General features: G+C 58.7%; 14 protein-coding genes. 5 read left to right on the forward strand and 9 right to left on the reverse strand.

Annotated features, from left to right (window positions below; all coding sequences use genetic code 11):
- Window positions 1–68 precede the first annotated feature (68 nt).
- From ACYQ54_RS14395 to ACYQ54_RS14405, 3 genes are all read right to left on the reverse strand, one after another.
- The gene (locus tag ACYQ54_RS14395; protein WP_460083410.1) at window positions 69–2,363 is read right to left on the reverse strand and encodes an NADP-dependent malic enzyme; all 2,295 of its coding nucleotides are present in this window, start codon (window positions 2,361–2,363) and stop codon (window positions 69–71) included.
- 108 nt (window positions 2,364–2,471) lie between these two features.
- Entirely contained in the window at window positions 2,472–3,116 is a 645-nt protein-coding gene (locus tag ACYQ54_RS14400) for a ceramidase domain-containing protein (protein WP_460083412.1), read from the reverse strand.
- A gap of 39 nt (window positions 3,117–3,155) precedes the next feature.
- Window positions 3,156–4,382 carry an aminotransferase-like domain-containing protein gene (locus ACYQ54_RS14405; protein ID WP_460083414.1) on the reverse strand — a complete coding sequence of 409 codons (1,227 nt, stop codon included), beginning with the start codon at window positions 4,380–4,382 and terminating at the stop codon, window positions 3,156–3,158.
- Between the two features lie 186 nt (window positions 4,383–4,568).
- On the opposite strand from ACYQ54_RS14405, the gene moaB reads away from it, so the two are divergent.
- On the forward strand, window positions 4,569–5,126 hold the full coding sequence (gene moaB, locus ACYQ54_RS14410) for a molybdenum cofactor biosynthesis protein B (protein WP_460083416.1): 558 nt from the start codon (window positions 4,569–4,571) through the stop codon (window positions 5,124–5,126).
- Window positions 5,127–5,182: 56 nt separating this feature from the next.
- Here the strand turns inward: moaB and ACYQ54_RS14415 are convergent, their stop codons facing one another.
- Window positions 5,183–5,878, reverse strand: coding sequence for a glycosyltransferase (locus tag ACYQ54_RS14415; protein WP_460083418.1), 696 nt, complete (start codon window positions 5,876–5,878; stop codon window positions 5,183–5,185).
- A gap of 385 nt (window positions 5,879–6,263) precedes the next feature.
- Here ACYQ54_RS14415 and ACYQ54_RS14420 point away from each other — a divergent pair, with 385 nt between their 5' ends.
- From ACYQ54_RS14420 to ACYQ54_RS14435, 4 genes are all read left to right on the forward strand, one after another.
- A complete protein-coding gene (locus ACYQ54_RS14420; protein ID WP_460083419.1) occupies window positions 6,264–7,088 on the forward strand; it encodes a substrate-binding periplasmic protein in 825 nt (274 codons plus the stop codon).
- A gap of 132 nt (window positions 7,089–7,220) precedes the next feature.
- Complete coding sequence (locus ACYQ54_RS14425) at window positions 7,221–8,357, forward strand: PA0069 family radical SAM protein (protein ID WP_460083421.1); 1,137 nt, start codon at window positions 7,221–7,223, stop codon at window positions 8,355–8,357.
- Window positions 8,358–8,402: 45 nt separating this feature from the next.
- Window positions 8,403–9,053: a ribonuclease HII gene (locus tag ACYQ54_RS14430; RefSeq protein WP_460083422.1), complete on the forward strand. Its 651-nt coding sequence runs from the start codon at window positions 8,403–8,405 to the stop codon at window positions 9,051–9,053.
- 23 nt (window positions 9,054–9,076) lie between these two features.
- Window positions 9,077–9,634, forward strand: a complete 558-nt coding sequence (locus tag ACYQ54_RS14435) for an N-acetyltransferase family protein (protein ID WP_460083424.1) — start codon at window positions 9,077–9,079, stop codon at window positions 9,632–9,634.
- Between the two features lie 221 nt (window positions 9,635–9,855).
- Here ACYQ54_RS14435 and ACYQ54_RS14440 read toward each other — a convergent pair whose 3' ends face one another.
- The 5 genes from ACYQ54_RS14440 to ACYQ54_RS14460 form a co-directional block, all read right to left on the reverse strand.
- Window positions 9,856–10,335, reverse strand: coding sequence for a F0F1 ATP synthase subunit B family protein (locus ACYQ54_RS14440; protein ID WP_460083425.1), 480 nt, complete (start codon window positions 10,333–10,335; stop codon window positions 9,856–9,858).
- A gap of 10 nt (window positions 10,336–10,345) precedes the next feature.
- Window positions 10,346–10,906: a F0F1 ATP synthase subunit B gene (locus ACYQ54_RS14445; RefSeq protein ID WP_460083427.1), complete on the reverse strand. Its 561-nt coding sequence runs from the start codon at window positions 10,904–10,906 to the stop codon at window positions 10,346–10,348.
- Between the two features lie 81 nt (window positions 10,907–10,987).
- Entirely contained in the window at window positions 10,988–11,212 is a 225-nt protein-coding gene (locus tag ACYQ54_RS14450) for a F0F1 ATP synthase subunit C (protein WP_006935776.1), read from the reverse strand.
- A 70-nt stretch (window positions 11,213–11,282) separates the two neighbouring features.
- A complete protein-coding gene (locus ACYQ54_RS14455) occupies window positions 11,283–12,032 on the reverse strand; it encodes a F0F1 ATP synthase subunit A (RefSeq protein WP_460083429.1) in 750 nt (249 codons plus the stop codon).
- A gap of 53 nt (window positions 12,033–12,085) precedes the next feature.
- Window positions 12,086–12,472 carry an AtpZ/AtpI family protein gene (locus ACYQ54_RS14460; protein ID WP_460083431.1) on the reverse strand — a complete coding sequence of 129 codons (387 nt, stop codon included), beginning with the start codon at window positions 12,470–12,472 and terminating at the stop codon, window positions 12,086–12,088.
- Window positions 12,473–12,609 lie beyond the last annotated feature (137 nt).

A 12,609-nucleotide genomic window follows, 5' to 3' on the forward strand; every position in this document is an offset into this window, starting at 1 on the left:
AAAATGGAAAAGCGGACCGGTTGTACCGGTCCGCCATGATCAATAGAAGGCGCGATTTGAAGCAGGACTTATCCGGCGGACCGGGTCTGCGCTTCGACGCTGGCAAGCGCCGACATGTTCACCACACCGCGCGAGGTGACCGACGGCGTCAGGATATGCGCCGGTTTGGCAGTTCCCAGAAGGATCGGACCGACATGGAGCGCCTGGGTCGAGACTTTCAGCAGGTTGTGGGCGATGTTTGCCGCGTCGAGATTCGGGAATAGCAACAGGTTGGCCTCCCCCTTCAGCTTGCTGCCCGGCATCACCCGTTCGCGCAGATCGACGCTGAGCGCGCTGTCGCCATGCATTTCGCCGTCGACTTCCAGCTCCGGATGTCGCTTCCAGATCAATTCCAGCGCTTCGCGCATCTTGCGTGAGGACGCTGTGTCGCGGGAACCGAAGTTGGACAGCGACAGCAAGGCGATCTTCGGTTCGATGCCGAAGCGGCGGATTTCTTCGGCGGCAAGGCTTGCCATCTCGGAGATCTCTTCCGCGGTCGGGTCCTCGGTAACGAAGGTATCCGACAGGAACACCGCGCCTTGCGAGTTGATCAGCAGCGACATGGCCGAAAGATCCCGGGCCGTTTCGCAAATGCCGATCACCTGCTTGATGTCGCGCAGATGGCGGATGAACCGGCCTTCCAGGCCGCAGATGACCGCATCGGCGTCGCCGCGGCGCACCGCGAGGGCCGAAATCACGGTTGTGTTGGTTCGCACGACCGTGCGCGCCGCGTTGGGCGGCATGCCCTGGCGGCCGACACACTCGAAATATTCATCGACATAGTCGCGATAGCGCGGGTCGTCCTGCGGGTTGATGAATTCGAAATCGATGTCCGGGCGGATGCGCAGGCCGAAGCGTTCGCAGCGCTGTTGCAACACATCCGGACGGCCGACCAGGATCGGCTTGGCGATATTGTCCTCGATCAGTACCTGGGCGGCACGAAGCACGCGCTCGTCCTCGCCTTCCGCGTAGATGATCCGCTTCGGATCCTTGCTGGCGTTCTGGATGATCGGCTTCATGATGAGGCCGGAACGGAAGACGAAGCGGTTCAGCCGATCCTTGTAGGCGGTGAAATCCTCGATTGGGCGCGTGGCGACACCAGTTGCCATGGCAGCCTTGGCGACAGCCGGGGCAATGCGCAGGATCAGACGCTGGTCGAAAGGCGACGGGATCAGGTAGTTGGGGCCGAAGGTTTCGGTCTTGCCGCCATAGGCGCGTGCCGCGACGTCCGACGGCTCTTCACGCGCAAGCCCGGCAATGGCTTCGACGGCTGCCCGCTTCATTTCCTCGTTGATGGTGGTCGCCCCGACATCGAGGGCACCGCGGAAGATATAGGGGAAGCACAGGACGTTGTTGACCTGGTTCGGATAGTCGGACCGTCCGGTACACATGACAACGTCATCTCGGGCGGCCTTCGCGTCTTCCGGCATGATTTCCGGATTGGGATTGGCCAGGGCCAGGATCAGCGGGCCCTTGCCCATCTTTTCCACCATGCTCGGCTTCAGAACACCGGCGGCGGAGAGCCCCAGAAAGACATCGGCCCCTTCGATCACCTGATCGAGAGAGCGGAGATCCGTCTTCTGGGCAAAGATCGCCTTCCATTCGTCCATCAGCGCCTCTCGGCCTTCATAGACGACACCTTCGATATCCGTAACCCAGATATTCTCGCGCTTTGCACCGAGCGAAACCAGCATGTTGAGGCAGGCTAGCGCTGCCGCGCCCGCGCCAGAAGCAACGATCTTGGCTTCTTCGATCTTCTTGCCGGCCAGGTCCAGCCCGTTGCGAACCGCCGCGCCGACGATGATTGCCGTGCCGTGCTGATCGTCGTGAAAGACCGGAATGTTCATTCGCTCCCGAAGCTTCGATTCAATCATGAAGCATTCGGGTGCCTTGATGTCTTCCAGATTGATGCCGCCGAACGTCGGCTCCAGAACAGCAACGGCATCGACGAACTTTTCAACGTCTGTCTGGGCCACTTCGATATCGAAGACGTCGATACCGGCGAATTTCTTGAAAAGGACCGCCTTGCCTTCCATCACCGGCTTGGACGCCAGCGGGCCGATATTGCCGAGGCCGAGCACTGCCGTGCCGTTTGAAATGACCGCCACCAGATTGCCGCGCGAGGTGTAGTTGGCGGCCAGAGCCGGATTGTCGGCAATCGCAAGACAGGGCGCGGCAACGCCAGGAGAATAGGCCAGTGCCAGGTCGCGCTGGTTGCCCAGCGGCTTGATCGCCTGGATCTCCAGTTTACCGGGTCGCGGATGCTCGTGATAGAACAGGGCCGCCTCGGTCAGATCACTTCCGCTCTTGTTGTTGTCGCTCATGACGGTCCCTGTCTCCTGCCTCTTCCCTAAGGTCATATTGTTGTTCTGCAAAGCTCTGCGGGCTGTCCGCGACGATGATCTGCAATGTTTATGATTACTCTGTGTGATTTAACCGGCGCGCTGCCTGATGAGAACCCGTAATAACAAAAACAGTACGAACCCGTTCAGGATATGCCACAGGAAATGTGTGCCGATGGCAAACTGCGTGCAGACCGGACCATCCAGCGTCCGGAATGTCAGCGACAGCGCAAAGATGACACCCGTCAGCAGCACCTCACGCCCAAGGCGCACATTTTTACGAACGAACAGCCCACCGACCACGAAGATCGCCAACAGCGCAGGCACGTAGCCCGCAGATGACCCCAGCAGCGGCGCAACCGCCCGACCGGCGAAAGGCGTTGCGGCAAAAAACACGATCACGACCCCGAGTGCTGCCCACCAGGACAGCCCCAGAAACCGGTTCAGTGCGGCATAGAGATAGACATGGATGAACAGTGCGATCGGTATGACATCGGCAAGGCTCGCCCATCGTGTCGCAAAGGTGTGGAACAGGAACGACCCGATGCCGGTCACGAACACGATGCCGATCAGTGAGAGGGCAAAGAGATCATCCGGTGTCTTGCGACGCCAGAGCATGTAGCCGGCGATGGAAGCGATCAGGAATGCCGCATTGGTGAGCGCATTGAGCGGTTCGGACCAGAACTCCGGCCCAACCCGCTCACAATAATTGTCCAGCTTGTCGGTCAGCGCCATCGGCTCCAACACCCGCCCCTGCTTCTTCCCTCGAAGGACCTACAACTTGGACGTGACAGTTTCGGTAATCAAGCGGCCCAGCCTTGAAATACCTTCTTCGATTTTCTGATAGTCGTTGCAGGAGAAGCTGAGCCGCAGGGTGTTTGCCCCGGTGCCGTCCGGATGGAAAGCGCGGCCGGGCACGAAGGCGACCCGCACCGTTTCGATGGAGGTCTCAAGCAGCGCGGCTGCGTCCAGCCCTTCAGGCAGGGTCATCCAGACGAACATGCCTCCTTCCGGCCGGGTCCAGCTAACGCCTGCCCGCATGTGCCGTTCCAGCGCGGCCAGCATTGCATCGCGGCGCGCCTTGTAGACTGCATTCGTCTTTGCGGTGTGCTGCTGAAAGACATTTTCAGCGACCCGGGCCATGGCTTCCTGGTTAAGCACCGGCGAGTTCAGATCGCTCGCCTGCTTGATCAGCACCAGCCTGGAAATGACGTCAGCGGCAGCGCAGATCCAGCCAAGGCGCAATCCAGGCGAGAGCGACTTGGAAAAGCTGCCGCAATACAGCGTACGGGCGTTGTTGATCCCGCCGGACGCTTCGCAATCCAGTGCCAGCATCGGCGGCAGCGGCTCGCCGTCATAGCGCAGTGCCTCGTAGGGAGAATCCTCGATGACCGCACAGGAGAGTTCGCCGGCCAGCGCCAGCAGACGCTTTCGCTCAGCCAGATCCACCGTCAGGCCGGTCGGGTTGGCAAAATCGGGAGAGAGATAGGCGAACTTGATCCGTCCGCCCTTTTCGCGCGCCGTGGCCGCATAGTCCTCTGCCGGACGATTGGCACCCGGGTCCAGCCGGTCATAGGCAGGCTCATATGCATTGAACGCCTGCAACGCACCCAGATAGGTCGGCCACTGCACCAGCGCGGTGTCGCCTTCGGTCAGGAACAGTTTGCCTATGTAATCAAGCCCCTGCTGAGACCCGGACGTCACCAGAATATTCTCCGGCCCGCAATCGACACCGAGGCGGCGCATGTGGCTGACGATCCAGTTGCGCAGGCGGGCGCTGCCCTCGCTCATGCCGTATTGCAGCGCACGACCAGCATCCGGTCCCGCCAGAATTTCCTGATAAGCCGCCTTGAACGCGTCCGCAGGAAAAAGGGCCTGATCGGGAATACCGCCGGCGAAGTTGATCACATCCGGTTGGTCCAGAAGTTTCAGGAGTTCGCGGATTTCCGAAGCACGCATGCGGCTGGCGCGTCGGGCGTAAAGGCTTTCCCAGGTTGTCATCGTTGGCTCATTGCATTTTGGATTGGTTATTTAAGTCAATAATACTGACCTAAATTTTTTGCAAGTGTCTCAATCTTGTTATTTTTTGTAATTTTATTTCAAGGTCGATTTACCGTGACAGTTTGCTTGCTGCCTCTGGAAGCAGATGGGGCTATCGCCTATGTCTGGAGAGCAAAGGAGTTCACCATGTCCCGTCTCGATGAAAGCCGTCCGTTCATTCCGCTCAATATTGCCGTGCTGACGGTTTCGGACACGCGCAAGCTGGAGGAAGATCGGTCCGGCAACACGCTGGCAGACCGGATCGAAAAGGCCGGCCACGTGCTTGCCGACAGGCAGATCGTTACCGATGACGTTCCCGCCATTCAGGCAGTGGTCAAAGACTGGATTTCGGACAAGGGCGTGGATGTAATCATCTCGACCGGCGGTACCGGCTTTACCGGGCGGGACGTGACGCCGGAAGCGATGGAACCCCTGTTCGAAAAACGCATGGACGGCTTTTCAGAGGTCTTTCACCGGATCTCCTACGACAAGATCGGCACCTCCACGATCCAGTCCCGCGCAACTGGCGGCGTCGCCGGAGCAACCTACATTTTCGTGCTGCCCGGATCACCGGGAGCCTGCAAGGATGCCTGGGACGGCATCTTGAAATGGCAGCTGGACTACCGCCACATGCCCTGCAATTTCGTGGAGATCATGCCCCGGCTCGACGAGCACCTGAAGCGCGGCAAGCTGCGGGAGGCGTGATCGCCACCACCACACCGAAAAAGAGCGTGTCCGTCCAGAACCTTGTAGCGCCCTTTTCAGCCGTGCAGCTTGACGGCAACACTTGCCGGAATGCGCAAGGTGCCAACGCAGAAGCGTGCAAACGCCTGGCGGAATCTCGAGACAACGCCTTCCCGCTCCGGTGCGCCGGATGAAACGGCAGCTGCACGCAGGAATACCATCCGCCCGCGCCCGATACGCTTGGCGATGTCGAGGTCTTCCAGTTCGGGCAATGGCCGATGGCCGCCGAGCTTCTGATAAAACTGCCGGGAAATCAGGAGGCCCTGGTTGCCGTAGGGCATACCGAGCAATTGAGACCGCAAGGCCGCGAATGACTCGCTTACCCGCGCACTCAGGCCAAAGGCTTCGTAGCGAAGCCGGAAGCTGGCCGCCGTACGCGGGCCGTTTGGTGCACGGGCCGCCCGTTCGGTAAATGCCTGGGCTTCATGATGCCAACCGCTTTCCAGAAGCGTTTCAGGCCGCAGAAACAGCAGCCAGTCCCCCCGGCTTGCCATCGAGGCGCCATAGGCAAGGCGTTCGCTGCGGGATGCATTGCCTCGGTTGACCCAGACACATCCGGCAGCGTCGGCAACTTTCTCAGTATGGTCCGATGATCCGCCGTCAACCACGATAACTTCGCGGATGACGCCCTCTGCCGCTGCCGGCACCAGGGCCGAAAGCGCGTGAACGAGCTCGGTTTCGGAATTTCTTGTCGCAATGATGACGCTAATCATGAATTCAAGTTTTACATGATTTTTTCCAAAGTGCGAGTGTCGCCAGCGAAGCGGGAGCTGTTTTTTGTTCGGGTTCTTAACAAACTCCAATAATCGAGCACCAACCATCGTGATATATATCGTGGGGGAATGTCTACTTTGGTTGCATGAAAAGAAAAGATCGGGCGAAAGCTGTAGCAGTACCTCTCACCGAGGCGTCATGGTACTGCGAAAAGTTGCTTCCTCGGGAAGTCGATCGGTATCCATTTGTCGGCTTTTGAGAAATTTGCCGTCTCCGGCAAAAGGAAGGACCGGATTTCATACTATCTTAAGAGTGCTTGCCAAAGCTGAACACTGTTTCTCCGACCAGGACTGGTGCAGTTGCGTGATGACGACACCTGATCAAATGCCAATTTCGGCTGGAAGCCGCCTGAAACCGACGCTGGATCGGGTTGTGGCAGCACTTGCCGGACTCGTCCTGGCTCTGTTTCTACAGGTCGGAGCGGCCTCTGCCCGTGACCTCATCGTTCTGGCAACACCCGAAGAGCCCTACAAGTTTCTTGAGAACGGTGTCTACAAGGGCATCGACGTCGAGGTTCTCGATGAAGTCATGCGACGCCTTGGTCTGTCCTACTCTCTTGAGCTTGTCGAGTCGGGAACCCGCATCCAGCAGGAAGCCCGTGCCGGGCGGGCGGATATGCTGCTTCTGTTTTCCAAGAAACAGGATCGGACGGAGTATCTGATCTATCCGGAAGAAAGCTACATCGACATCAGCTGGAGCTTTTTCATCCGTGCGGAAGACGCCGATACGATCCGTTTTGAAGACTACGAAGACCTGAAAGGCCTGCAGATCGGCATCACACAGGACTTTGCCTATACGCCAGAGTTCCTCAACTCCGGTCTCGATTTCCAGACAGTTGCCAACAACACCCTGCAGATCGGCATGCTTCTGGCCAAGCGCGTGGATGCGGTTCCCATGAACACGATCAGCACGCTCTACGAGGAGAAGAAGGCCGGACGGCTGGATCAGCTCGCCACGCTGCCGCTACCGCTGATCACCAAACCCTACTACAACGTCTTCGCCAAAGCCTCGAACTATCCTGATATCAAGAGCCTGCCTGCCCGGTATGACGCCACAATTCGCGAAATGCAGTCTGATGGCACGCTGGACGCGATCCTGGTCAAATACCTTGGCAGACGGCCAAATCACCAGGAGCGCAGCGGCTCCTGAATTTTCAGCGGCTCAAGAAGTCCACTGTCTTTTCAGTCTCCGATACCACCCGTTGCAAACGGCATCTTGCATCATGTCCGCGCCGTGATAATGTTCTCGTTATGTTCCAACCCGTAACCTGGACCTTTGCGCGTGCCCCTCAGCCCTCCCGACGAGTTATCCGTTCCTGTCGATGCAGCAGGCCTCGTACCTGATGGTCGCACCGTTGCCGAGCAGCGACGCCGTGGCCGTGCGGCTGCGATCAACGCGTCCGGACGGTTCGAAAAGCTGTCGCGGGAATATTTCGACGATGGCTGGGAAAGCCTGGAAGACCTGCCGCCGCTGAAAACTCAGATCCAGGAAGAACGCGCCAGGACGATCATCACCCGGAACGAATCTCCGGATATTTCCTTCGACCGCTCGATCAATCCCTACCGGGGCTGCGAGCACGGCTGCATCTATTGCTTCGCCCGGCCGAGCCACGCCTTCATGGGGCTGTCTCCGGGGCTCGATTTTGAAACGAGGCTGTTCGCCAAGCCAAATGCGGCCCAGCTTCTGGAACGTGAGCTCTCCAGGCCCGGCTACCAGCCGCGCGTGATCGCCATCGGAACCAACACCGACCCCTACCAGCCGATGGAACGCAGCTACAAGCTGATGCGCGACATTCTGGAGGTTCTGGACAATTGCTCCCATCCGGTCGCCATCGTCACCAAGTCGGCACTGGTCACGCGCGACATCGACATCCTGTCGAGGCTGGCGGAAAGAAATCTGGTGAAGGTTGCCCTGTCGGTAACAACTCTCGACAAGAAACTCTGCCGGGCAATGGAACCGCGTGCCTCTGCCCCGCACAAACGTCTTGAGGCCGTCCGGGCCCTATCGGCCGCCGGAATTCCAACGTCCGTGATGATGGCCCCCGTGATCCCCGCGCTTACCGACAGCGAGATCGAAAACGTGCTGGAGGCAGCCGCCGAACATGGCGCCACGGAGGTGGCCTATATCCTCCTGCGGTTGCCGCTGGAAGTCTCGGAGCTCTTTCGCGACTGGCTGCTGCGACAGCGACCGGACAGGTATCGCCATGTGATGAACCTGATCCGCGCCATGCGCGGCGGCAAGGACTATGACGCCAAATGGGGCGAGCGTATGCGAGGCCGCGGCCCCTATGCCGATCAGATTGCCAAACGCTTCTCGCTGGCGGCGAAACGGCTCGGGCTCAATCTGCGACGCAGGAAACTCAACACCGAGGCCTTCGTCCAGCCGCAAAAAGGCGGTGTGCAATTGGACCTCTTTTGACGCGAGATCTTGAGAAACACGCTGTCCGGCGGCAGGGTGCTTCTCATGACGTTCAGCCCCTCCCTATTCGACCTTGCATTTCCCGACAGCCCCGACCTTGCAGTTGAACGCAAGCATGCAGCCGCGTTTGGCGGACGGCTGTGCGGCGTGGACGAAGCCGGACGCGGTCCCTGGGCCGGCCCCGTCGTGACCGCGGCAGTTATCCTTGACTATGACCGCATGCCGGATGGTCTCAATGATTCCAAAAAACTGTCAGAGACCCGGCGCGAAGAGCTTTTCGAGCAGATCATTGCAACGGCCCATGTCTCAATCGCCAGCGCCGCACCGGCCACGATAGACGACCTGAACATTCGCACTGCGACCCTGTCGGCCATGGTGCGGGCAGTCAATCACCTATCGCTTGTTCCCGATTATGTTCTGGTCGACGGCCGCGACGTACCACATGGCCTGAAACAGGCCGGACAGGCGCTGATCAAGGGCGATGGCCGCTGCCTGTGCGTCGCGGCTGCCTCCATCGTCGCCAAGGTGACCCGAGACAGGATGATGGTTCACCTGGACGCCAGCTTTCCTGAATACGGGTTTGCCCAGCACAAGGGTTATGGCGTGCCGCAACATCAGGCCGCTCTGGGACGTCATGGCCCGACGGTACACCATCGCATCAGCTTCAAGCCGGTCAGGCTCGCCGCAGGTTCCTGAGGAACGTCACGACAAGGATCGCCATGCCATTGACCAGTTCCAATGCCGGTTCCGAGATCACTCGCGCCAGAACCGCGGATATCAACGCACTTGCCGCCCTCTCCATCGAGGTCTGGCTGGATACTTATGCAACAGACGGGATTCCCGACAGTTACGCCAGCCATGTACTCCAGGCCTATGCTCCGCAAGTTTTCACAGCTGTGCTTCAAAGTCCCGACAAACATCTGATTGTCTGCCGCAACAGCGTCGGTTTGCTCGGATATCTGAAACTCGACCTCAAGGCCCGGCCGGTCGAGAACGGATGCGGATCGGCGGAGATCGAAACTCTTTACGTCCGGCGTCATCATCAGGGCCGTGGAGTGGGCACCAGACTTCTGGAGGCTGCAAGCTGCCTTGCGCGCGACGCTGGTCATTCAAAGCTGTTTCTGACCGTCTATGAGGGCAACCGGAAGGCAATCGGGTTTTACGAGGCCCAAGGCATGGTTACGGAGGGACACTGGACCTTCGACTTCGAAGGCGGCTCTGTTCCCAATCTGATCATGACCTGGGATGTGTCTGCACCGAGCCTTTCTGCCAGTTGACGCCAACCGGACCTTGTCGAGACGAAGCCGGTTCACGAACGAAACGCGACTAATCGGGACCGGGTGAAGATGGCGGCCCCGCCGGAAGCCGCTAGCCCAGCTAGTCTGTCTTCATCCTCGCCCGGGTCTTCAGGGCTGCGAAATCGGGATACTTTGAACCGCCAACAAAAAAGCGGCCCCGAGAGGCCGCTTCTTCAATTCGTCAGCTAAGCAAACCGAACTTAGTTCAGTCGCTCCTTCACCTGCTCAATGCTCTTGGCGAGGATGTCGTCGGCGACTTTGTCCTTGACCTTTGCGGCAAGGATTTCCTCGGCAGCGGCAACGGCAATGTCGGCAGCCTTGGCGCGGACTTCGGCAACTGCCTGGCTTTCTGCCTGGGCAATCTTGTCTTCCGCGGCCTTGGTACGGCGAGCAATCATTTCTTCCAGAGCCTGGCTCGTTTCAAGCGTCAGGCGCTCGGCTTCCGAGTTGGCTTCTGCAATGATGGCTTCCGCTTCGCTTTCGGCTTCGTGACGCTTGCGCTGATACTCCGACAACAGAGACTGGGCTTCTTCACGCATCTTGCGTGCGTCTTCCAGTTCCTTGCGGATTGTTTCGGCGCGCTCGTCCAGTGATCCGTTAATCTTGGCCGGAACCTTGACGTAAATGATCACGACGAAGAACAGGATAAGACCGATCAGGGCCCAAAATGTAGCGTCCATGACGGTCTCCTCAGTTCATCGCCGACTTGAGCGCCTTGGTCAGGTCGGTCTTGGTCGGAGCTTTGCCCATCAGCTGCTCGACGAGCGCTGAAGCGGTTTCTCCGGCAATATCCCCGATCTGAGAAAGGGCATCAGTCTTGGTTGCAGCGATCTGTGCCTCGGCTGCCTTCAGCTTTCCGTTCAGCTCGGCTTCCGCCTTTTCGCGGCGAGCTTCGTGGTCGGCCTTGAGCTTGGTCCGCGTCTCATGGGCAATGCCATGAGCCTTGTTGCGAGCCTCGGCCAGCGCCTGCTCGTAAGCTGCGATCGCAGCGTCGGTTTCTTCCTTCAGCCGGTTGGCTTCGGAAATGTCACCGGCGATACGGTCCCTACGGTCTTCCAGGATGCCTGAAATCCGCGGAACGGCCACATTCTTCATGATCCAGTAGAACACGCCGAACGTGATCGCGAGCCACAAGAGCTGGGAGGCGAATGTGGTGCTGTCAAAAGGCGGGAAACCCGCGCCATGCTCTGCGGCCGGCACTTCTATGGCTTCGTGCATGCCTTCTGTGGTCGAGTGAGTTTGGCCTGCCATTTCCAGTCTCCTAAATCCGGCTGGGCGGCGCTAGAGCGCGCCGCCACCGGAGTCGCATCGATAGTCGCTAAGGATTAGCGATTAAGCGAACAGGAGGATCAGAGCCACCAGCAGGGAGAAGATGCCCAGAGCTTCCGTCACGGCGAAGCCGAAGATCAGACGGCCGAACTGGCCATCAGCAGCGGACGGGTTGCGCAGAGCGCCTGCGAGGTAGTTACCGAAAATGTTGCCGAGGCCGATGCCTGCGCCGCCCATGCCCAGGCATGCGATACCGGCACCGATGTATTTTGCTGCTTCTGCTTCCATGACACGTGCTCCTAAATGGTGTTTGCAGATTGCTCACTCGCGGCGCAAAGGCCGTGTGATTGGGTTACCCTCAGTGTGAAGGATGAATGGCGTCGTTCAGATACATGCAGGTCAGAACGGTGAAGACGTATGCCTGCAGGAACGCGACCAGGAATTCCAGAGCCGTCAGGGCAACCGTCATTCCGAGAGGGAGAATGGATCCGAAGATACCAACCGCACCCATCGCGCTAAGGCTGACGATGAATCCGGAGAACACTTTCAGCGTGATGTGACCGGCAAGCATGTTCGCAAAAAGACGAACGGACAGGCTGATCGGACGCGAAAGGAACGAGATCACCTCGATCAGGGTCACAAGCGGGATCAGTGCCGCCGGCACGCCACTCGGGACGAAGAGCTTGAGGAACTTCATGCCGTTTTTCATGAAGCCGTAGATGATCACTGTAAGGATCACCAGCATCGCCAGGGCGAAGGTCACGATGATGTGGCTGGTGATGGTAAAGAAGTACGGGAACATCCCGAAAAGGTTCGCCACCAGAACGAACATGAAAAGCGAGAACACGAGAGGGAAGAAACGCATGCCCTCCGTCCCCGCTGAACTTCGCAATGTTCCGGCTACAAACTCATACGCCATTTCCGAAATCGACTGCAGACGGGACGGAACAAGTCCGCGACCGCTGGTCGAAAAAATCAGGAAAGCAGACGTCGCCGCCACGGTCAAAACCATGAACAACGAAGAGTTGGTGAAAGAGAAATCCATGCCCCCGACTTCAATCGGGAATAGCGTCTGGATATGGAACTGATGGATCGGATCGTTCGCCACCGGCCAGCCTTCTTCGCTCGTTCATATAAATGCGCCAGAAGGCGCGACAAATTCTATTTCGATCTGTCGTTCTGAACGTCTTTTTCGCGCTGGACCTTGGCATCCGGCTGCTCGACCACACCGGCCGCGCGCAGAACGTTCAAGACCCCGGCCACAAAACCCAGCAGCAGAAAGACAATCAGCCCGAAAGGCGACGTCCCAAGCCACTGGTCGGCTACCCAACCGATCCCGGCCCCCACCAGCACACCGGCGATAAACTCCGAAGAGAGCTTCATTGCCTGCGCGTATCCGGATGAGCTGCTTTGAGACTTCCGAGCGGTCTTTTGTTCAACCACCCTTATGTCGTCAAGCTTCCGGTTCAATTGAGCCCGCCGTTCCGACAGACCCGCTTCCGGGGAACCAACCACCCGATCCTCATTATCGCCGTTTTGCGAAGACATGTTCTTAAGTCCTCAGCTCGCGCCGACATGCTTGATCCGACAACTGGGGAGCCCCCTAAGCCGCGCGCACCATAGTCGGCACCTCATGCCGTGTCAAGAAGCCTGCGTTAAACTCTATCCATTTGAAAAATAACATA

Source organism: Roseibium sp. LAB1 (assembly GCF_054658235.1).

Bases quoted from the DNA above. Each gene is read 5' to 3' on its own strand.
- ACYQ54_RS14445 (WP_460083427.1), bottom strand. From the start codon at position 10,906: ATGGCAGGCCAAACTCACTCGACCACAGAAGGCATGCACGAAGCCATA.
- ACYQ54_RS14440 (WP_460083425.1), bottom strand. From the start codon at position 10,335: ATGGACGCTACATTTTGGGCCCTGATCGGTCTTATCCTGTTCTTCGTC.
- ACYQ54_RS14460 (WP_460083431.1), bottom strand. From the start codon at position 12,472: ATGTCTTCGCAAAACGGCGATAATGAGGATCGGGTGGTTGGTTCCCCG.
- ACYQ54_RS14430 (WP_460083422.1), top strand. From the start codon at position 8,403: ATGACGTTCAGCCCCTCCCTATTCGACCTTGCATTTCCCGACAGCCCC.
- moaB (WP_460083416.1), top strand. From the start codon at position 4,569: ATGTCCCGTCTCGATGAAAGCCGTCCGTTCATTCCGCTCAATATTGCC.
- ACYQ54_RS14435 (WP_460083424.1), top strand. From the start codon at position 9,077: ATGCCATTGACCAGTTCCAATGCCGGTTCCGAGATCACTCGCGCCAGA.
- ACYQ54_RS14420 (WP_460083419.1), top strand. From the start codon at position 6,264: ATGCCAATTTCGGCTGGAAGCCGCCTGAAACCGACGCTGGATCGGGTT.
- ACYQ54_RS14450 (WP_006935776.1), bottom strand. From the start codon at position 11,212: ATGGAAGCAGAAGCAGCAAAATACATCGGTGCCGGTATCGCATGCCTG.
- ACYQ54_RS14395 (WP_460083410.1), bottom strand. From the start codon at position 2,363: ATGAGCGACAACAACAAGAGCGGAAGTGATCTGACCGAGGCGGCCCTG.
- ACYQ54_RS14415 (WP_460083418.1), bottom strand. From the start codon at position 5,878: ATGATTAGCGTCATCATTGCGACAAGAAATTCCGAAACCGAGCTCGTT.
- ACYQ54_RS14400 (WP_460083412.1), bottom strand. From the start codon at position 3,116: ATGGCGCTGACCGACAAGCTGGACAATTATTGTGAGCGGGTTGGGCCG.
- ACYQ54_RS14405 (WP_460083414.1), bottom strand. From the start codon at position 4,382: ATGACAACCTGGGAAAGCCTTTACGCCCGACGCGCCAGCCGCATGCGT.